18 protein-coding genes and 1 tRNA gene are annotated in these 19,245 nt (G+C 70.0%); 12 read left to right on the forward strand and 7 right to left on the reverse strand.

Going from position 1 to position 19,245, the window contains the following annotated elements:
• The first annotated feature begins 179 nt into the window (after positions 1-179).
• The 3 genes from E6P78_RS33245 to E6P78_RS04920 all read left to right on the forward strand — a co-directional run bounded on the left by E6P78_RS33245 (position 180) and on the right by E6P78_RS04920 (position 3,787).
• On the forward strand, positions 180-314 hold the full coding sequence (locus E6P78_RS33245) for a DLW-39 family protein (protein ID WP_003958712.1): 135 nt from the start codon (positions 180-182) through the stop codon (positions 312-314).
• A 150-nt stretch (positions 315-464) separates the two neighbouring features.
• The gene (locus E6P78_RS04915) at positions 465-2,429 is read left to right on the forward strand and encodes a VWA domain-containing protein (protein ID WP_240799064.1); all 1,965 of its coding nucleotides are present in this window, start codon (positions 465-467) and stop codon (positions 2,427-2,429) included.
• Positions 2,429-3,787 (forward strand): hypothetical protein, encoded by a 1,359-nt coding sequence (locus E6P78_RS04920; RefSeq protein ID WP_240799065.1) that lies wholly within the window; start codon positions 2,429-2,431, stop codon positions 3,785-3,787. Before E6P78_RS04915 ends, E6P78_RS04920 begins: the two co-directional genes overlap by 1 nt.
• Positions 3,788-3,808: 21 nt before the next feature.
• Here E6P78_RS04920 and E6P78_RS04925 read toward each other — a convergent pair whose 3' ends face one another.
• Positions 3,809-5,278, reverse strand: a complete 1,470-nt coding sequence (locus E6P78_RS04925) for a serine/threonine-protein kinase (protein ID WP_136202226.1) — start codon at positions 5,276-5,278, stop codon at positions 3,809-3,811.
• 52 nt (positions 5,279-5,330) lie between these two features.
• Complete coding sequence (locus tag E6P78_RS04930; RefSeq protein ID WP_136202227.1) at positions 5,331-5,879, reverse strand: helix-turn-helix transcriptional regulator; 549 nt, start codon at positions 5,877-5,879, stop codon at positions 5,331-5,333.
• Positions 5,880-6,048: 169 nt separating this feature from the next.
• On the opposite strand from E6P78_RS04930, the gene E6P78_RS04935 reads away from it, so the two are divergent.
• Positions 6,049-6,121, forward strand: a tRNA-Ala gene (locus tag E6P78_RS04935).
• Between the two features lie 76 nt (positions 6,122-6,197).
• Here E6P78_RS04935 and E6P78_RS04940 read toward each other — a convergent pair.
• Complete coding sequence (locus tag E6P78_RS04940; RefSeq protein ID WP_136202228.1) at positions 6,198-6,935, reverse strand: DUF5324 family protein; 738 nt, start codon at positions 6,933-6,935, stop codon at positions 6,198-6,200.
• A gap of 395 nt (positions 6,936-7,330) precedes the next feature.
• Between E6P78_RS04940 and E6P78_RS04945 the strand changes: the two genes are divergently transcribed.
• Together E6P78_RS04945 and E6P78_RS04950 are read left to right on the forward strand one after the other, a co-directional pair.
• Complete coding sequence (locus E6P78_RS04945; RefSeq protein WP_136202229.1) at positions 7,331-7,858, forward strand: peptidylprolyl isomerase; 528 nt, start codon at positions 7,331-7,333, stop codon at positions 7,856-7,858.
• 155 nt (positions 7,859-8,013) lie between these two features.
• Positions 8,014-8,913: a rhomboid family intramembrane serine protease gene (locus E6P78_RS04950; protein WP_136202319.1), complete on the forward strand. Its 900-nt coding sequence runs from the start codon at positions 8,014-8,016 to the stop codon at positions 8,911-8,913.
• A 322-nt stretch (positions 8,914-9,235) separates the two neighbouring features.
• On the opposite strand, the gene crgA is transcribed toward E6P78_RS04950, so the two are convergent.
• Positions 9,236-9,490 carry a cell division protein CrgA gene (gene crgA, locus E6P78_RS04955; protein WP_018553863.1) on the reverse strand — a complete coding sequence of 85 codons (255 nt, stop codon included), beginning with the start codon at positions 9,488-9,490 and terminating at the stop codon, positions 9,236-9,238.
• Positions 9,491-9,631: 141 nt separating this feature from the next.
• On the opposite strand from crgA, the gene E6P78_RS04960 reads away from it, so the two are divergent.
• From E6P78_RS04960 to E6P78_RS04985, 6 genes are all read left to right on the forward strand, one after another.
• Entirely contained in the window at positions 9,632-10,399 is a 768-nt protein-coding gene (locus E6P78_RS04960; RefSeq protein ID WP_168712563.1) for a DUF881 domain-containing protein, read from the forward strand.
• 25 nt (positions 10,400-10,424) lie between these two features.
• Positions 10,425-11,138 (forward strand): class E sortase, encoded by a 714-nt coding sequence (locus E6P78_RS04965; RefSeq protein ID WP_136202230.1) that lies wholly within the window; start codon positions 10,425-10,427, stop codon positions 11,136-11,138.
• A gap of 98 nt (positions 11,139-11,236) precedes the next feature.
• On the forward strand, positions 11,237-11,422 hold the full coding sequence (locus tag E6P78_RS04970) for a hypothetical protein (RefSeq protein ID WP_018553860.1): 186 nt from the start codon (positions 11,237-11,239) through the stop codon (positions 11,420-11,422).
• On the forward strand, positions 11,419-12,057 hold the full coding sequence (locus E6P78_RS04975) for an aminodeoxychorismate/anthranilate synthase component II (protein ID WP_136202231.1): 639 nt from the start codon (positions 11,419-11,421) through the stop codon (positions 12,055-12,057). The genes E6P78_RS04970 and E6P78_RS04975 overlap by 4 nt, the downstream gene beginning before the upstream one ends.
• On the forward strand, positions 12,054-13,340 hold the full coding sequence (locus E6P78_RS04980; protein ID WP_136202232.1) for a class E sortase: 1,287 nt from the start codon (positions 12,054-12,056) through the stop codon (positions 13,338-13,340). The genes E6P78_RS04975 and E6P78_RS04980 overlap by 4 nt, the downstream gene beginning before the upstream one ends.
• Positions 13,341-13,374: 34 nt before the next feature.
• Complete coding sequence (locus tag E6P78_RS04985; RefSeq protein ID WP_136202233.1) at positions 13,375-14,103, forward strand: class E sortase; 729 nt, start codon at positions 13,375-13,377, stop codon at positions 14,101-14,103.
• 88 nt (positions 14,104-14,191) lie between these two features.
• On the opposite strand, the gene pknB is transcribed toward E6P78_RS04985, so the two are convergent.
• The 3 genes from pknB to E6P78_RS05005 form a co-directional block, all read right to left on the reverse strand.
• Entirely contained in the window at positions 14,192-16,183 is a 1,992-nt protein-coding gene (gene pknB, locus E6P78_RS04990; RefSeq protein WP_136202234.1) for a Stk1 family PASTA domain-containing Ser/Thr kinase, read from the reverse strand.
• 184 nt (positions 16,184-16,367) lie between these two features.
• A complete protein-coding gene (locus E6P78_RS05000; RefSeq protein ID WP_136202235.1) occupies positions 16,368-17,828 on the reverse strand; it encodes a penicillin-binding transpeptidase domain-containing protein in 1,461 nt (486 codons plus the stop codon).
• Positions 17,825-19,243, reverse strand: a complete 1,419-nt coding sequence (locus E6P78_RS05005) for an FtsW/RodA/SpoVE family cell cycle protein (RefSeq protein WP_136202236.1) — start codon at positions 19,241-19,243, stop codon at positions 17,825-17,827. Before E6P78_RS05005 ends, E6P78_RS05000 begins: the two co-directional genes overlap by 4 nt.
• Positions 19,244-19,245 lie beyond the last annotated feature (2 nt).

Below are 19,245 nucleotides of genomic sequence, written 5' to 3' on the forward strand. Positions count from 1 at the left end.
TCCCGGCGGGCGCGTTACGGGCGGCCTCCGGGGGCCGGGCGCCGGGTACGCACAGCCGTGCGCCGACCGCACTTCCACAGGCGCCAATTGGGTTGCGGGGAGGTCACCGGTCGATATCGGCCGGTGTGTATAGTCGGGCGGCAGAAGTCCCCTACGCCAACGAAAGACGAGGTCGCGCGGTGAAGAAGCTTCTCCTGGTCGCACTGGCCGCCATCGGCGGGCTCCTCGTGTACCGCCAGATCCAGGCGGATCGCGCCGAGCAGGATCTGTGGACGGAGGCGACCGACTCCGTGCCCGCAGGATCGGGTGTCTGAGACGGAACAGCCTGCTACGAGCCCCGGCCGCCGACGCGGCCGGGGCTTCGTGCTGTTGCGGGACCGTGACACCTGTGCTCTTGAGTTCGCTCAAGCAAATCAATAGCTTGCTTGAGCAAAGAGAGCGGGATTTCGGTCGAGGGGGCACGGGTGAGGACAGGCCATCACCGCCGCGGTGCGCGGGCGGGGACGTTGATCGGCGGGGCGCTGTTCGCCCTGGTGGCGGGCGCGCTGCCGGCCCTGGCAGGCCCGGCGGACGCCCCCGCGGCACCGGCGGCCGCGCGGTCGGGCGGCGACAGCAGTCTGGTGATGGTGCTCGACTCCTCCGGCTCCATGGGGGACGACGACGGCACCGGTCACACCCGGATGGAGAGCGCCCGCGCGGCCGTCTCCACGGTCGTGGACGGGCTCCCGGACGGGTATCCGACCGGTCTGCGGGTGTACGGCGCCGACCGGCCGCGCGGCTGCACGGACACCCGGCTCGTGCGACCGGTGCAGAAGCTCGACCGGGACGCCGTGAAGCGGGCTGTCGAGGCGGTGCGGCCACGGGGTGACACCCCCATCGGCCTCTCGCTGCGCAAGGCGGCACAGGACCTGCCGAAGCCGGCGGACGGGGCCATCGGCACGCGCACGATCCTGCTGATCTCCGACGGCGAGGACAACTGCGGTGCGCCGCCCCCCTGCGAGGTCGCCGAACAGCTCGGCAAGGAGGGCGTCGGGCTGCGGATCGACACCGTCGGTTTCCAGGTGGCGGGCGCGGCCCGCGAGCAGCTGGAATGCATCGCGCACGCGGGCAACGGCCGCTACTACGACGCGCCGGACGCCGAGGCGCTGGCCCGGCAGTTGCAGCGCGCCGCCCAGCTCTCCGCGGACGGCTACCGGCTGAAGGGCCGCCGGGTGGAGGGCACGGCCACGGCCGACCGGGCACCCGTACTGACGCCCGGGCAGTACCTGGACACCATCGGGCCCGGCGAGAAGCGGTACTACGCGGTCGATCTGGACGACGCGTCCACGGCGGACTTCGCCGCGACGGCGGTACCGCAGCCGGGGGCGGCCGTCGACACGTTCGACGCGCTGACCACCAGGATCGAGCACACCGACCACGGATACTGCGAGTCGAACACCGAGCACTTCTCCCAGAAGGAGGGTGCGACGCCGCTGACGGCCGCCGTCGCCCGTATCCGCTCGGAGGGCGGCACCCGCACCTGCGACCGCGCGGGCCGTTACCGGCTCGTGGTGGAGCGGGAGAGCAAGAAGGGCTCCGACGCGGCCCGTTGGCCCCTGGAGCTGGTGTACGGGGTCGAGGAGCCGCTGCCGGAGGGGGTGACGCCCGCCCAGTCCGAGGCCGAGTACGGCGAGGGCGCCACGAACGCCACGCTGCCCACGGGCGATCCGCGTGACGTGCGGGGCGGCACCGGCTTCAACGACGCCCAGGAGCTCGGCCGGGGCGTGTGGCGCGACCGCATCCTGCCGTCCCAGACGCTCTGGTACAAGGTCCCGGCGGGCTGGGGCCAGCAGGTGGTGTACGACGTGGAGTTCGCGAACGAGCCCACGGTGGGCCGTACCGGCACCACGTACTCCTACGGCGCGAGCCGGCTCTACACGCCGGCCCGCCACCCGCTCGGCGGGGGCGGTGAGTTCAACGGGAGCACGATGTACGACGGCAGCCCCGCCGCGGTGCGGATGGGTGGCGTGCCGGTCGCCTGGACCAACCGCTACGAGAGCCGGGCCGACGTTCAGCCGGTGCACATCGGGGGCGACTTCTACATCTCGGTGACGCTGGGCGCGCATGCCGCGGAGATCGCCGAGAACCCCGAGATCGGCATGGTGCTGCGCGTGGCGGTTCTGGGCGAGGAGCGCAGCGGGCCCGGGCACGACGCCCCGGCGGTGGCGGGGAAGCCCGGCGGGAGCGGGCACGGCAAGAAGGGCGCCGGCGCGGACAAGACGGGCGATTCGTCCGCCGCCGCAGACAGTGGTGGAGCGGGAGGGGCAGGATGGGCCGTCGTTGCGGCCGCGGGCGCGGGGGCTGCCGCCATGGCCGTGGTGCTGGCCGTGTTCGTATATGTACGCGGCCGCCGCGGGGCAGTCGCCCGGATGACGAGGGGAAGCGCGTGATGAGGCAGCGCAGCAGAGTGCGGGGGGCTCTGGCAGCGGTGGCGGCGGTGTTCGCGGTGGCGGCGCTGCCGGGGCAGGCGTACGCGGCGGACGGCCCCGGCACATACACCTTCGATCCGGGCGCCGGGGCGGTCAGCGGCGCGGAGGTCAACGCCGACGCGACGGAACTGAAGAGCGACTCGGTCTTCAAGAGCTCGATCAAGGCCGGCCAGAAGCTCTACTACCGGCTGAACCTGGACGCGAAGACGAACGCCTACGTCTCGGCCGTCGTCGTGCCCAAGGACGAGGGCAAGGTGGCCTACGGGGACGGCATCACGGTCAGCATCCGGGACAGCTCGGACGACCAGTGCAGCTCGCAGGACGCCATCTTCGAGTCCGCGCAGTACCCCCGCCCGATCGCCGCCTACGCCTCCCGGCTCGTGGGCGAGGACAACAGCAGCTGCCAGGAGGCCGGCGCGTACTACGTCCTGGTCGAGCGCGAGACCAAGGCGACCTCCGGCCACGGGGACTGGGACCTGGAGCTGCGTTACGCGTCCGAGCCGAAGCTCGCCCACGCCTCGTCGGCGCCGACCGAGGCGCCGACGGCCTGGCCGTCCGCCTCACCGCCCCCGCCCGCCCCGGCCAAGGACAACACCAGGCACGGGGGCGCCGGTTACTACGACGCGACGAGCCTGCAGACCGGTGAGTGGAAGGACAGGATCGAGCCCGGGCAGACCCTCTTCTACCGGATTCCGGTGGACTGGGGGCAGCAGGTCTTCGCCACGGCCGGCCTGAGCAACAGCACCGCCGGCAAGGGACAGTACGTCAGCAGCGCGCTCGCGATGTCCCTGGACAATCCCGCGATCGGGCACGTCGACGATGTGTCGCCCATGTCGTACGCGGGAAAGCCGACGTCCGTCTCCCTCGATCCGCTGCCCCCGGTGGCGTACGAGAACAGGTTCGACTCCAGCGACGACGTGAGCGCCATGCGGTTCGCGGGCTGGTACTACCTCTCCGTATCGCTGAGCCCGGCGGTCGCGAAGCCGTACGGCGACAAGCCGATCGCGTTGACGCTTCAGATCAAGGTGACGGGGAAGGCCGCCGATACGCCGTACACGGGTGACGCCGGGATCTTCGCCGTCACGCAGGGCGACAAGGACATGGCGAGGAACGGGCAGAGCGGCGCGCAGGCCGCGCAGAGCGAGAGCCGGAGCAGCACGATGAAGCTGGTCGCGGCGGCCGGGATCGGTGCCGGCGCCGTGCTGGTGCTCTGGATGGGTGCGTGGACGCTGATCGCGCGGCGCCGCGCGGCGGCCCTGCCGACCGCGCCCACGGGCGGCGGGCAGTACCCGTACGGAGGCCCGCCCCAGGCCTGGTAGCCGGGCCGGGGGCGGCCGCCCTCAGGCCTGGGTCAGTGCCCAGATGCCCACCGCGAAACAGATCAGCGCCACCAGCAGGACCGGGACCGCCACCTTCGGGGACGGTCCCGGACGCGTGTGTGGGGCGGGCGCGGACCCGATCGGCTGCGGGGCCGCACCCCCCTGCTGCGGGGCGGTGTAGGGGTGGGTGAAGGCCCGGTCGTGCGGTCCGGGAACCGCTGGGGCGTGCGCCGGGACCGGCGCGGGGGCGGCGTACGGGTGCGGGGCCACCTGGGCATGGGGCTGCGGTGCCCGGGGCGCGGGAGCGACGAATTCCGGGGGCGGCAGGTGAAAGCTGCCGGTCTCGGACATGGAGGTGGGCGCGGGCGGGTACGGCTGCGGCTGCCCGGTCGGCTGCGGCGCCGCCGTCCGGTGGGCCGGGGCCTGTGCGGCAGGCTGGGGGGCCGAGGGCTGGGGGTCCGGGGTCGGCTGGTGCACGGCCTGCCCGCCGGTTGTCCGGTGACCTGCTGTCTGCGGGGCGGCTGTCTGCGGGGCGGCAGTCTGCGGGGCGGCAGTCTGCGGGGCGGCAGTCTGCGGGGCGGCAGTCCGGGCGGCGGCCGTCCCGCCGGGCGGCAGGGGCCCGTCCGGGCCGAAGCCCTCCGGCAGCGGGCCGATCTGGTCGAAGACCTCCACCGGCTCGTCGTCGGGCGAGGGCTCGGGCAGCATCTCGACGGCGGCCGTCAGGGCCTTGCGCGCGCCCGTGGCCGTACGGAAACGGTCCTGCGGGTCGGGCTGCAACAGCCCCGCGATGACCTGCCACAGCGGCTCCGGGACGCCGTCCGGGGCGCTCGGGGTGCCGTGCGACGCGAAGTGCTCGATCAGCCCCTGGGAGTCTGGCTTCGTGCCCTGGAGCAGGTACAGGGCGACCAGGCCGACCGCGAAGAGGTCGGCGGGGAAGTCCGGTTCGGCTCCCATCATCTGCTCGGGCGCGAAGTAACCCAGCGTCCCCACCACGTAGTTCGTCTCGGTGAGGCGGGGCTCGCCCTTGCGCATGGAGATGCCGAAGTCGGACAGCCGCAGATGGGGCCGGCCCGTACCGGTGGCCTCCATCAGGATGTTCGCCGGCTTGATGTCCCGGTGAACGACCCCCTCGGCGTGCACCGTCGAGAGACCGGACAACAGCTGGTCGAGCAGGGTGCAGACGAACCGAGGGGGCAACGGCCCGTAGTCGCCGATGACATGGGCGAGCGAGCCGCCGCTGACGAGGTCCATGGTGAACAGGACCTTGTCGTCGTCGGCGGCCCAGCTGGCCGGCGCGAGGACGTGCGGATGCTCGATCCGCAGCGCCTGCTCGCGCACGAAGCGGAGCAACGTGTGAGCGTCGCTCTGCTGGAGGACCTTGGCCGCCACATAGCGGCGGCGCCGGTGGTCCCAGGCACGCCAGACGGCACCGACCCCACCCCGCCCGATCGGATCGACCAGTTCGTACCGTCCGGCGAAGACCTCACCCATGGCGCTGCGCTCGCTCCCCGTTCATGTCTCGGCCTGATCCGACGAAAGGCCCTTAGCTCTGATGACTCTCGTAGTGCGCCACCGCTTCCGCGGTGCGCCCCGCGCCGTACACCCGGAGGAACTCTGCCAGCTCCGGGTGCGTCGGGGCGAGGGAGTCCGCGGCATCGATGATGTCACCGGCCGCCGCGACCGAACGCAGCAGCGACTGGATCTCCCGGACCACCCGGCGCACAGTGGGTGCTCCGCCGCTCGTGGTGGTCTGGCCGGTGCCCGAGAGGACCGAGCCGCCCTGGGACTTCTTGATCTCCTCCATGCGCTCCGTGGCCTCGCCGGCGCTGACGCTGCCGTCGGCGACCTGGCCGGCCAGCTCCTGGAGTGCCTGGACGCGCTGGACGACAGCCGGGTTGCCGATCTTCGCGCGCTGACCGCTCATGAGCTGGGAGAGCATGGGAGCGGACAGTCCGAGTGCCGCGGCGAGCCGTGCCTGGTTCAGGCCGAGATCGTCGATCAGCCGGCGGAAGAGCGCCCCCAACGGCTCCCCGTACCAACTGCGCTGAAGATCTCTGGCTCTGGCCGTCGCCTCTTGCTGCGCTGCATCCATTGCGTCTCCCCTTCGCATCGGCTTCGCTGCTGCGAACCTGGACCAGCATCTTACGGAGCGTGGTCGCGCACGGGGAGTCCCAGTCTTTTTGCAGGATTCCGGGGGTGAGCCGGTACTCTGTTCTGCGGTGGTGGCCGTGACGTCATGACGTCACGAGCTGTCTGCTGTCGGGGCCTTAGCTCAGTTGGTAGAGCGCTGCCTTTGCAAGGCAGATGTCAGGAGTTCGAATCTCCTAGGCTCCACATCGAAAGAGCTCCCCCGACCTGCGTATACGCAGGTCGGGGGAGCTCTTTGCATGGGCCTCGCCGTCGGCGGGGGTCAGGGGCGGTCGTCCGGGTCCGTGCCGCCCAGGACGTCCGGGCCGTCCTCGCCCGCCTCGGCGTCGGCCTGCTTGGCCTCGACCTCGGGGTCCAGGATGGCCGAGGCGTTCGGGGTGCCGTCGACGGACGACAGCGGAGCGCGGTCGTCGACCTCGGTCGGGGCCGGCGGCTCCACCAGCCACTCGGGGTTGGCCTGCTTGTCCCACCAGCGCCATACGGCGTACGCGGCGCCGGCGAGGAGGCCCGTCACGGCCACACCCTTGAACGCCTTGCCGGCCTTGGCCCGCCGCTGGTGCTTGCGGGCCAGCTTCTGGATCTGCTTGGCCGTGACCTGGCCCCGCAGGGCGGCGAGGGCCGCGGCGCTGCGGGCCGTCGCCTCCTCGGCGACCGGCTGGGCGGCGGCCATGGCGCTCTCGACGCGCGGGACGGTGTAGTCAGCGGCGCTACGTGCGGCCCGGCGGGTGCGCTGCGCGGCGCGCTGGGCGACCTCGTCGACCTTCGGGGGGACATGTGTGCGGGCGAGCTCGATACGGGGGGCGACGTGCGCGCCGTACTGGACACGGGCCTGCTTGGCTGCCTTCGACATCTTCGGCGCGAGCAGCGTGCGGGCCTCGTGCGCATAGTGAACGGCCTGGTCCTTGGCCGAGTCGGCGTAGGGCGCCACCACTACCGCGGCGTGCTGCACGCTGTCCTTCGCCGAGTCGGTTGCGGCGCGCACGCTGTCGATGCGGGTCACGTGATCCTCCTCCTTGGTGGCGGGTAGGTACTCCGCCTTTCCACCCAATTCGAGATCATGCCTGCATGGGGCCTGTCAGGCACGCGGGGCGGGCATCCGGGTCATTCGATTCATCAAGGATGCTCTCGGGCAATGCGGTGCAAGGGGAGTCTTCCGATGACAATGCCACGGTTCGGCCCGGACCGCGTGGGTAGGTCACGCACTTGGCGGCACGTTTCGTGCCGGGGCGGCGCGGGAAGCGCCCGGCGGCCGGGTCGGACACGGTGCGGGTGGCCCGTGCAAGGATCGGGATGCCGCAGCCGCCCGGCCGCGGGGTGGGCGGTATTCGGAGCGGCCCGACGTCCGGGACGGGGCAGCCGTGCACAGCAGACACGCAGACTTACGGAAGGCAGATCGTGGCCGAGCAGCTTTACGCCACCTTGAAGACCAACCAGGGCGACATCGAGATCCGGCTCCTGCCGAACCACGCGCCCAAGACGGTCAAGAACTTCGTCGAGCTCGCCACCGGGGAGCGCGAGTGGACCCACCCCGCGACCGGGGCGAAGACCACGGACCGGCTGTACGACGGCACCGTCTTCCACCGTGTGATCAGCGGCTTCATGATTCAGGGCGGCGACCCGCTGGGCAACGGGACCGGCGGCCCGGGCTACGAGTTCGGTGACGAGTTCCACCCCGATCTCGCCTTCACCAAGCCCTACCTGCTGGCGATGGCCAACGCCGGGCCGGGCACCAACGGCTCGCAGTTCTTCATCACGGTCTCGCCGACGGCCTGGCTGACCGGCAAGCACACCATCTTCGGCGAGGTGGTCGGCCCCGCGAGCCAGCGGGTCGTCGACGCGATCGCGACCGCCCGGACCAACCCGCGTACCGACCGTCCGTTGCAGGACGTGGTCATCGAGTCGGTCGACGTCGAAACGCGCTGATCGCCTTTCGTCACCGGCCGGTCACTCTCCGGTTCCGCGTTCGGGAACCAACCGCCCCGCCCGTCCGTATCTCATGACAGAACGGATGCGCGGGGCGGTGTCGTGCGCGTCACCGGGACGACGAGGACCGAGGGGACCGGGAAGCGATGGGACCGATGGACCAGCAGCCGCCGGGCGCGCCCGGACCGCCCCCGCCCGTCGGGGGCCCGGCCGGCTGCTACCGCCACCCGGACCGGGAGACGGCGATCCGGTGCACCCGCTGCAACCGCCCCATCTGCCCGGACTGCATGGTCAGCGCTTCGGTCGGCTTCCAGTGCCCGGACTGCGTCCGCCAGGGCTCCGGCACGGGGCACGGCGCGTCCGCCGCCCGGCCGCGCACGCTCGCCGGCGGCCCCGTCGCGGCCGATCCCCGGCTGATCACCAAGATCCTGCTGGGGGTCAATGTCGCCGTGTTCGTCGCGGTGCTGGCGAACGGCGCGCTGGTCGACGACCTGGTGCTGCTCGGCCGGGCCAACTTCTACTACGGCGGGCCGCCGGAGGGCATTGCGGAAGGCCAGTGGTACCGGCTGGTGACGTCGATGTTCCTGCACCAGGAGGTGTGGCACATCGCCTTCAACATGCTGGGGCTGTGGTGGCTGGGCGGACCGCTCGAAGCGGTGCTGGGCCGCGTCCGCTACCTCGCGCTGTATCTGCTCTCGGGGCTGGCGGGCGGCGCCCTGACGTACTGGCTCGCGGCGCCGAACCAGCCCTCGCTGGGGGCCTCGGGCGCCATCTTCGGTCTGCTGGGTGCGACGGTCGTCCTGATGCGCCGGCTGAACTACGACATGCGCCCGGTCTTCATGATCCTCGCGCTCAACCTGGTCATCACCTTCAACCCGTGGGGCGGGATCGCCTGGCAGGCGCATGTCGGCGGACTGGTCGCGGGGGTGCTGATCGGGATCGGCATGGTGCACGCCCCGCGTGAACGGCGCGATCTCGTGCAGTTCGGGACCTGTGCCGTAACCCTCGTGGTGGTGATCCTGATCGTGGTCGCCAGGACAGCCGCCCTGACGTAGGGGGCGCCTCCGACAAGGTCCGCAGAGCCGATGCGGACCGTTTGTGATCGAAGTTGTCCACAGGATTCCACAGCCTGGTTCCGATCTTGTGCATGAAGCGGATACAACTGAGCCCCTTGTCGCTGAGCTGGGTTTTTCCAGCAGGGACAAGGGGCGTTGTGCCCCGGTGCGGGGGCGTTCGCAGTCACACCGGCGTCAACGGCCAGGGAGTTATCCACAGATCGTCTGACCTTTTCCCCTGCCTGTGGATAACGCTGTGGGTAACTCAGGGCAGGGGTTGCGGTAACCGGGGCCGTCGTGCGTCACTGCGCGGTCGCGCGGGCTACTTCCACTGCGTGGAGACGCCGAAGCCGCCCGCGATGAAGCCGAAGCCTACGACGATGTTCCAGTTCCCCAGCGACTTGATCGGCAGGTCGCCGTCGGTCACGTAGAAAACAACGATCCAGGCCAGACCGATCAGGAAGAGCGCCAGCATCACGGGCGCCACCCAGCTGCGGTTGGTCAGCTTTATGTTGGTCGTCTGCTTCGCCGGGGGCGGCGTGAAGTCGGCCTTCTTGCGGATACGTGACTTCGGCACGAGGAACTCTCCTGTCGATGCGCTGCGTGACCGCGCAGGGAACTGTGGCTGGCGCCGGGGCGGGGCGCAAGGGGGAATGCTGCCTCCCCCGGGCGTCCGTTAGCGTAGTGCTTCCGTGGCACCGAAGGAGATAAGGGTACGTTGAGCAATTCTGCCGACTCTCCCCCAGGGCCGGTCCGGCGCACGTTCCGGCACCCGGTCAGAGTGCTCACGGCTGCCGTTTTCGCCCTTGCCGGCCTTATCTTCGTGACCAGCGCCAATACGGCAAAGGGCACCAATATCCGTACCGACGCCTCGCTGCTGAAGCTCTCCGACCTCATCCAGCAGCGCAGCGAGAAGAACGCCGCTCTGGAGGAGTCCGCCGCGTCCGTGCGCGGGGACATCGACACCCTCGCCCAGCGCGACAACGGCAGCACCAAGGCGGAGGCCGCCCGCCTCAAGGCGCTGGAGCGGGCCGCCGGTACCACCAAGCTCTCCGGTCAGGCCCTGGCCGTCACGCTCAACGACGCCCCGCCGAACGCCACCGCCAGCCCCGGCTACCCCGACCCGCAGCCCAATGACCTGGTCATCCACCAGCAGGACCTGCAGGCGGTCGTCAACGCGCTGTGGCAGGGCGGCGCCCGGGGCATCGAGGTCATGGACCAGCGGCTCATCTCCACCAGCGCCGTGCGCTGCGTCGGCAACACCCTGATCCTCCAGGGCCGGGTCTACTCGCCCCCGTACAAGATCACCGCGGTGGGCGACCCCGGTGCGCTCAGGAAGGCGCTCGACGCCTCGCCGGCGATCCAGAACTACCTGCTGTACGTGAAGGCGTACGGGCTCGGCTGGAAAGTCGACGAGCACGGGGCGGTGACTCTTCCCGGCTACTCGGGCACAGTGGACCTGCACTATGCGGAGCCGGTGAAGTAACGAGCAGCCGCGGGGAGGCCGACCGGTGTCGGTGCGACTCATCGTCAGGACGTTCAGCGAGCTGTGCGTCACCGTGGGCGCCCTGATCATCCTCTTCGTCGTCTACCTCCTGTTCTGGACCGGAGTGAAGGCCGCCGGTGCGACCGAGGGCCAGATCGACGCCCTGGAGAACCAGTGGGCACGCGGCACGGTCTCCGCACCCGCGACCGAGTCGCCCACAGCCGACGCACCCGCGACCGAGTCGCCCGCGCCGACTCCCGAGGCGTACCGCGACGGGAAGCCGTTCGCGGTGCTCTACATCCCCCGCTTCGGCAAGAACTGGGAATGGCCCGTCCTGGAGAACACCGAGGTCAAGACGTTGCAGAAGGGCCTCGGCCACTACCGGGGCACCGCCCGCGCCGGCGCGACGGGCAACTTCGCGGTGGCCGGGCACCGCCGCACGTACGGCGACCCGTTCAAGGACTTCCCCGAGCTGCGCCCCGGTGACGCGGTGCTGGTGACGGACGGGACGACGTGGTTCACGTACCGCATCGACCGCAAGCCGTACCGGACCGTGCCGAGCGACACCGGGGTGATCGACCCCGTCCCGCGCAAGTCCGGCTTCGACGGGCCCGGCCGCTATCTGACGCTGACCACCTGCGACCCCGAGTGGGGCAGCAGCCACCGGCTGATCGCCTGGGCGCACCTGGACGCGACCCAGCCCGTGACCGAGGGCAGGCCGGCGGCCCTTCACAGCTGACCCACGGCTCTCCATGGCCCGTCCACGGCTTTCCACAGCTGCCCCACGGCCGGCCCCCCGCCCCTTACTCTGGACCCGTACCGAATGGAGGGGTCAGGATGTACGGCTGGATCTGGCGGCATCTGCCGGGCAACGCGTGGGTGCGCGGGCTGATTTCGCTCGTGCTCGCCCTGGCGGTCGTCTACGTGCTGTTCCAGTACGTCTTCCCGTGGGCGGAGCCGCTGCTTCCGTTCGGTGACGTGACGGTCGACGGCGCGAGCGCGGCGACGGGGGCCGGCCGATGAGTGCCCGCATCCTGGTCGTCGACAACTACGACAGCTTCGTCTTCAACCTCGTCCAGTACCTCTACCAGCTGGGTGCCGAGTGCGAGGTGCTGCGCAACGACGAGGTGACCACGGCGCACGCCCAGGACGGCTTCGACGGCGTCCTGCTCTCACCCGGACCCGGCACCCCGGAGCAAGCGGGCGTCTGCGTCGACATGGTGCGGCACTGCGCGGCGACCGGCGTCCCGGTGTTCGGGGTCTGCCTGGGCATGCAGTCGATGGCGGTGGCGTACGGCGGTGTCGTGGGCCGCGCCCCCGAACTGCTGCACGGCAAGACGTCCCCGGTGATCCACGAGGGCGCGGGCGTGTTCGCCGGTCTGCCCTCGCCGTTCACCGCGACCCGGTACCACTCGCTCGCCGCCGAACCGGACACGGTCCCCGATGAGCTGGAGGTCACCGCGCGGACGGCCGACGGCATCATCATGGGCCTGCGCCACCGGGAACTGGCCGTGGAAGGTGTGCAGTTCCACCCCGAGTCGGTGCTCACCGAGCACGGCCATCTGATGCTGGCCAACTGGCTGGTGCGCTGCGGTGACACCGGAGCCGTCGAGAGGTCGGCGGGGCTCGCTCCGGTGGTGGGCAAGGCCGTCGCGTGACCCCACCCCGCCACGGAGCCGGGGACGGGCGGCAGGACGACCCGCACGATCCGCAGGCGTACGGGGACCCGGGCGCGTTCGATGCGGCGGTTGACAGGCTGGCGGACCCGCTGAACGACCCGCTGCCGGGGCACCAAGGGCCGCCGGCCGTACCGCCCCAGCAGCAGGCGCCACACGCGCCGCAGGGCCCCCAGCAGGCCCCGCCCGAGTGGTACGACCCCGAGGGGTACGAACGGGACTGGTACGGCCGCCAGGAGACCGCGCGGCGGGCCCCGGCCGAGCCGGTGCCCTCGACCGACGGGAACGTCGAGCCGCGCACGGAAATGCTGTGGCGCATAGACCCGGCCGAGGAGTCCGCGCGGGAGCAGGAGCCTTCGGCCGGGGCCGACGAGACCGGGAGCGCGGAGGAGTCCGGGGAGCACCGCGGCGCGTCGCCCGTGCCCCCCGCATCCGCGACCGGCGGCCGGGCCGAGCGCAGACGCGCCGCCAAGGGGCGCGGACGGCGGCGCCCGGCACCGCGCCCGGGGCCCGGCAGCGCGGCCGGTACGGAAGGTGCCCCGGCGAAGCCCATGACCCGCATGGAGGCGCGCCGGGCGGCCAAGGCCGCCAAGGACAGCCCCGCGGTCGTCATCAGCCGGGTCGTCGGCGAACTGTTCATCACACTGGGCATCCTGATGCTGCTCTTCGTCACCTATCAGCTGTGGTGGACGAACGTGCGCGCCGACCAGATCGCCGGCAGGGAGACCCACAAGATCCAGGACGACTGGGCCAAGGGCACCCGCAAACCGGAGGCGTTCGAGCCGGGGCAGGGCTTCGCCATCATCCACATCCCGAAGCTGGACGTCGTCACCCCGATCGCCGAGGGCACCAGCAAGGAGAAGGTCCTCGACCGCGGGATGGTCGGCCACTACAGCGAGGAACCGCTGCGCACGGCGATGCCCGAGGACAAGCAGGGCAACTTCGCCCTGGCCGGCCACCGCAACACGCACGGCGAGCCGTTCCGCTACATCAACCGGCTGCGTCCGGGCGACCCGATCGTGGTCGAGACGCAGGACGCGTACTACACGTACGAGATGACGAGCGAGCTGTCGCAGACCTCGCCGTCCAACGTGTCCGTGATCGGCCCGGTGCCGCAGCAGTCCGGGTTCACCAAGCCCGGCCGGTACATCACCTTGACGACGTGTACGCCCGAATTCACGAGTACGTACCGTTTGATCGTCTGGGGCAAGATGGTCGACGAACGGCCGCGCAGCAAGGGGAAGCCCGACGTGCTCGTGGACTGAACGGGCTGGACATCATGACGACAGGGGCGGTGCGGTGACAGCGAGGACCGAGGACCAGGAGCAGACCGACGAGTCCGCGCCGCCTGCGCGGACCGGGGGCCGTCACCCCTTCGCGACAGCCGTCAGCGTCTTCGGTGAACTCCTCATCACCGCAGGTCTGGTGCTCGGTCTCTTCGTCGTCTACTCCCTGTGGTGGACGAACGTGCTCGCCGACCGCGAGGCCACCAAACAGGGCGACACGGTCCGCGACCACTGGGCCGACGGCCCCGGCGCGCTGGACACCAAGGACGGCATCGGCTTCCTCCACGTCCCGTCGATGAAGAACGGCGAGGTGCTCGTCAAGAAGGGCACCGACACCGAGATCCTCAACGACGGCGTCGCCGGCTACTACACCGATCCGGTGAAATCGGCGCTCCCCTCGGACAAGGAGGGCAACTTCACGCTGGCCGCCCACCGGGACGGGCACGGGGCGAAGTTCCACAACATCGACAAGGTGCGGACCGGGGACGCGGTCGTCTTCGAGACGAAGGACACCTGGTACATCTACAAGGTCTTCAACGAGCTGCCGGAGACGTCGAAGTACAACGTCGACGTGCTGGGGCCCGTCCCGAAGGGCTCGGGCGCGAAGAAGGCCGGCCGCTACATCACGCTCACGACCTGCACCCCGGTCTTCACGTCGAAGTACCGCTACATCGTGTGGGGCGAGCTGGTCCGTACGGAGAAGGTCGACCGGGACCGTACGAAGCCGGTGGAGCTGGGCTGAGACGGGCGTACGGGCGCGTACGGCAGAGGGCCCCGATCACCGTGATGCGGTGACCGGGGCCCTCTGCTCGTGCCGGGTGCGGGGAAGGTCAGTGGCCCCGCCTACCGTTCGGCCCGCCGAAGACGTTGCCTCCGCCCGCCGTGGTGAGGGTGACGGTGGTGTTGGCCGGGTCGGACTGGGTGCCCGGCTGCGGGTCGGCGTTCACGACCATGGCGTTGTCGTCGTCCGAGCTGCCTTCGGCGAACTGGATGTTCGTGAAGCCGGCTCCGGTCAGCATCTGCTTGGCGTCGGAGACCTTGTGCCCGCGGACCTCGGGGATGGCGGTCGTCGGGGGCTGGGTCGGGCCCTTGGCGACCTTGAGGATGATCGCGGTGTCCTTGCCGACCTTCTGGTTGGCCTCAGGGGTCTGTCCGACGACCTGGCCTGCGGGGTGGTCCTCGTCGTCGACCTCGGACTTGCCGATGTTGGTGAAGCCGAGCGCCTTCAGCTGGGCCACCGCCTCGTCGTACGAGCGGGTGTCCACCGGCGGCACGCTGATCAGCTTCTCCGTGGCGACCGTGAGCTTGACCTCGGAGTTCTCCTCGGCCTTCGAGTCGCCCTTCGGGGACTGCTCCAGGACGGTGTTGGGCTCGGCCTCGGACTCGACCGAGGTGACGGTGACCGTGAAGCCCCTCTTCTCCAGGATCTCGCGGGCGTTGGCCTCGGACTTCTCCGTGACGTCCGGGACGTCGACCTTCGGCGGGCCGCTGGAGACGAAGACCGTGACGGTCTCCTGCTCCTGCATCTGCTCGTCTGCCGTCGGCGTCTGGCGGCAGATCTTGTCCTTGGGCTGGTCCTTGCACTCTTCCTCGGGACCGATCTTGAGCTTGACGTTCGAATTGTCGGCGCGTTTCTGAGCGTCCTTGACGGAAATGCCGACCATGTTGGGTACGTCGAACGCGCCCGTGTCGCCCCCGTCGCTGACGAAGACCGCCTTGCCGATGAGGATCGCGCCGATCAGCACCAGGATGCCCGCGATGACCAGCAGGATGGTCGAGGTGTGGTTCTTCTTCTGCCGGCGGCGGGCGGGGCGGTCGTCGTAGCCGTAGCTGCCGTCGTCCGGGTTGACCGGCGGCAGCATCGACGTGCGGTCGCCGTTCTGGTCCGCGGCCCGCAGGGCGGTGGTGGGCTGGTCGTTGTCGTACCCGCCGCCGTAGCCGCCGTAACCGGCCGCACCCATCGCCGCCGTGGCGGCGACCGGCTGGCCGTCGAGGCAGGCCTCGATGTCGGCGCGCATCTCGTCGGCCGACTGGTAGCGGTAGTCGGGGTCCTTGGTGAGGGCCTTCAGCACGATCGCGTCCATCTCGGGCGTGATCTCCGGGTCGAAGCTGCTGGGCGGCTGAGGCTCTTCCCGTACGTGCTGGTAGGCAACCGCGACCGGGGAGTCCCCGATGAACGGCGGCCGGACCGTCAGCAGTTCGTAGAGCAGGCAGCCGGTCGAGTACAGGTCGGACCGGGCGTCGACCTGCTCGCCCTTGGCCTGCTCGGGGGAGAGGTACTGGGCGGTGCCGATGACGGCCGCGGTCTGAGTCATCGTCATACCGGAGTCGCCCATGGCGCGGGCGATGCCGAAGTCCATGACCTTGACCTGGCCGGTCCGGGTCAGCATGACGTTGGCCGGCTTGATGTCCCGGTGGACGATGCCCGCGCGGTGCGAGTACTCCAGCGCCTGGAGGATGCCGACGGTCATTTCGAGCGTGCGCTCCGGCAGCAGCCGGCGGCCCGAGTGCAGCAACTCCCTGAGCGTCGACCCGTCGACGTACTCCATGACGATGTACGGGATGGAGACCCCGTCGACGTAGTCCTCGCCGGTGTCGTACACCGCGACGATCGCGGGATGGTTGAGCGAGGCGGCGGACTGGGCCTCACGGCGGAACCGGGCCTGGAAGGACGGGTCGCGGGCGAGGTCAGCCCGGAGAGTCTTCACAGCGACGGTGCGGCCGAGCCGGGTGTCGTGGGCGAGGTAGACCTCGGCCATGCCACCACGGCCGAGCACCGAGCCCAGCTCGTACCGGCCGCCGAGGCGACGCGGCTCTTCCATAACTGTTCCAGCCCTCTCCGTCAGTCCTGACCGCACCGGTGTGCGGTCCGGCGGTGTGCTGTTCGCGCATACGCTACCGGCCCCGCATCAGCTGATCGGCCCCGCAGGCGATACCTGATATCCGACCGGTATCCGCAGGTGCGTATTCACGGCCATGTGTGAGCGGTATCACTGCTTGGCGGGGTCACTTCTTGCTGTCGATGACCGCTTTCATGACCGCCTTCGCGATGGGGGCGGCCAGGCCGCCGCCGGAGATGTCGTCGCGGTCGGCGTTGCCGTCCTCGACGACCACGGCGACGGCCACCGGGGAACCGCTGTCCGTCTTGGCGTACGAGATGAACCAGGCGTACGGCTTCTCGCTGTTGTTCAGGCCGTGCTGGGCCGTACCGGTCTTGCCGCCGACCGTGGCGCCCGGGATCTGGGCGTTCGTGCCGGTGCCCTCCTTGACGACGGTCTCCATCATCTCCTGGAGCTTCTGGGCGTTCTCGGCCGAGAGGGGGCGGCTGAACTCCTCCTTCTCGTGGGTGTAGATCACGTCCAGGTTGGGAGCCTGCCGCTGGGCGACCATGTACGGCTGCATCAGCTTTCCGTCGTTGGCGACGGCGGAGGCGACCATGGCCATCTGGAGCGGGGTGGCGCGGTTGGAGGCCTGGCCGATGCCCGCCATGGCGTTCTGCGGCCGGTTGTCCTCGGGGTACACGCTGGCGTTGGAGCGGACCGGGGTGAAGATCTCCTTGTTGAAGCCGAACCTGCCGGCCTCGTCGATCATCTTCTGGTTGCCCAGGTCATCGCTGATCTTGCCGAAGACGGTGTTGCAGGAGTAGCGCAGCGCCTTGCGGAGAGAGGCGTTCTCGCAAGGGATGGGGCCCTCGTTATCCAGGTCCTTGGTGGACTGCGGGAGACGCCACGGCAGCGGCGACTTCGTGTCCGCGTCGATGTCCGTGTAGAGGCCGTTCTCAAGGGCGGCGGCCGCGGTGACGACCTTGAACGTCGAACCGGGCGGGTAGGTTTCGCGCAGCGCCCGGTTGAGCATGGGCTTGTCCTTGTCCTTCAGCAGCGCCTGCCAGGCCTCGGTGTCGGCCTTTTCGTTGCCCGCGAAGGTCGAGGGGTCGTACGAGGGGGTGCTGGCGAGCGCGAGGATGGCGCCGGTCTGCGGGTCGAGGGCGACGACGGCGCCCTTCTTGCTGCCGAGGCCCTTGAAGGCGGCCGTCTGGGCGGCGCTGTTGAGCGTGGTGACGATGTTGCCGCCCTGCGCCTCGTCGCCGGTGAACATCGACATGGTGCGGTCGAAGAAGAGCTGGTCGTCGTTGCCGGTGAGGATGCCGTCCTCGAGCTTTTCGAGCTGTGAGGCGTCGAATGCCTGCGAGGAGTACCCGGTGACGGGGGCCCACATGGGGCCGTCCTTCCAGACCCGCTTGTACTTGAAGTCGCCGTCCTCGGTCTCTTTGGACCCGGTGATGGACTTGCCGCCGTCGACGATGATGTTGCCGCGCTCGTGGGCGTACCGCTCGATGCGGACCCGGCGGTTCTCCTTGCGGGTGTTGAGCTCGTCGGCCTTCACGTACTGCAGGTAGTTGGTGCGCGCGAGCAGGGCGAAGATGAGGACGCCGCAGAAGATCGCGATCCGGCGCAGGGGCTTGTTCACGGTCGGACCACCTGGGTCATCTCGGCGTCGGTGGAGGGTGCGGGGGCGGGAGCGGGGCGCCGGGCGGTGTCGCTGATGCGGATGAGGATGCCGATCAGGGCCCAGTTTGCGATCACGGAGGAGCCACCGGCGGCGAGGAAGGGCATCGTCATACCGGTCAGCGGGATGAGCCCCATGACACCACCGGCGACGACGAAGACCTGGATGGCGAAGGCGCCGGAGAGGCCGATCGCGAGCAACTTGCCGAAGGGGTCGCGGGCGGCGAGCGCCGTGCGGACGCCGCGCTCGATGATGAGGCCGTAGATCAGCAGAACGGCCATCATTCCGGCGAGACCGAGCTCCTCACCCACGGTGGAGAGGACGAAGTCGGCGTTGGCGGCGAAGCCGATCAGGTCGGAGTGGCCCTGGCCCCAGCCGGTGCCGAGGGTGCCTCCGGCGCCGAAGGACATGACGGCGTTGGAGATCTGCTCACATGCGCCGCTCCGGTCGGTGGCGTAGCAGGCGAACGGATCTTGCCAGGCGGTCACACGGGCCTGGACGTGCTTTTCGAAGGTGGCGACACCCACGGCTCCGGCCGCCGACATCAGGAGACCGAAGACGATCCAGCTGGTCCGCTCCGTGGCGACGTACAGCATGATCACGAAGAGGCCGAAGAACAGGAGCGACGTCCCGAGGTCGGTCTCGAAGACCAGGATCAGGATCGACAGCGCCCAGATGACGAGGATGGGGCCGAGGTCGCGTCCGCGCGGCAGGTACAGACCCATGAAGCGGCGGCTGGCGAGGGCCAGCGCATCCCGCTTGACCATCAGGTATCCGGAGAAGAAGACCGCAATGATGATCTTCGCGAATTCGCCGGGTTGGATGGAGAAAGGGCCGAGGCTGATCCAGATCTTGGCGCCGTTCACCGAGGGGAAGAACATCGGCAGGATCAGCAGGATCAGCGCCACCACCATGGAGATGTAGGTGTACCGCTGCAGGATGCGATGGTCCTTGAGGACCAGCAGAACCGCGACCAGGAGGGCAACGCCGACTGCGGAGTACAGCAGCTGCTTGGGGGCGTCGGGTGTGAACTTGCCCCACCGGTTCACAGCCCGGTCGATCAGCCGTTGCGACTGGTCCAGCCGCCAGATGAGCACCAGACCGAGGCCGTTGAGCAGGGTGGCCAGTGGAAGCAGCAGCGGGTCCGCGTACGGGGCGAACTTGCGCACCACGAGGTGGGCCACGCCGCCGAGCAGGATGAGCCCCGCCCCGTAACCGAACATCCCGGAGGGGAGCTTGCCGTTCAGGGCGAGGCCGACGTTGGCGTAGGCGAACACGGAGATGGCGATGGCGAAGACCATCATCATCAGTTCGGTGTTGCGCCGGCTCGGTGCGTTGATCGCGCCGATCGTGGTCGTGTTGGTGACAACGCTCATGG

It is taken from the genome of Streptomyces sp. A0958, assembly GCF_004795035.1.
Taxonomy (GTDB): Bacteria; Actinomycetota; Actinomycetes; order Streptomycetales; family Streptomycetaceae; genus Streptomyces.

Bases quoted from the DNA above. Each gene is read 5' to 3' on its own strand.
- E6P78_RS04920 (WP_240799065.1), top strand. From the start codon at position 2,429: ATGAGGCAGCGCAGCAGAGTGCGGGGGGCTCTGGCAGCGGTGGCGGCG.
- E6P78_RS04925 (WP_136202226.1), bottom strand. From the start codon at position 5,278: ATGGGTGAGGTCTTCGCCGGACGGTACGAACTGGTCGATCCGATCGGG.
- E6P78_RS04930 (WP_136202227.1), bottom strand. From the start codon at position 5,879: ATGGATGCAGCGCAGCAAGAGGCGACGGCCAGAGCCAGAGATCTTCAG.
- E6P78_RS04950 (WP_136202319.1), top strand. From the start codon at position 8,014: ATGGACCAGCAGCCGCCGGGCGCGCCCGGACCGCCCCCGCCCGTCGGG.
- E6P78_RS04970 (WP_018553860.1), top strand. From the start codon at position 11,237: ATGTACGGCTGGATCTGGCGGCATCTGCCGGGCAACGCGTGGGTGCGC.
- E6P78_RS04975 (WP_136202231.1), top strand. From the start codon at position 11,419: ATGAGTGCCCGCATCCTGGTCGTCGACAACTACGACAGCTTCGTCTTC.
- pknB (WP_136202234.1), bottom strand. From the start codon at position 16,183: ATGGAAGAGCCGCGTCGCCTCGGCGGCCGGTACGAGCTGGGCTCGGTG.
- E6P78_RS05005 (WP_136202236.1), bottom strand. From the start codon at position 19,243: ATGAGCGTTGTCACCAACACGACCACGATCGGCGCGATCAACGCACCG.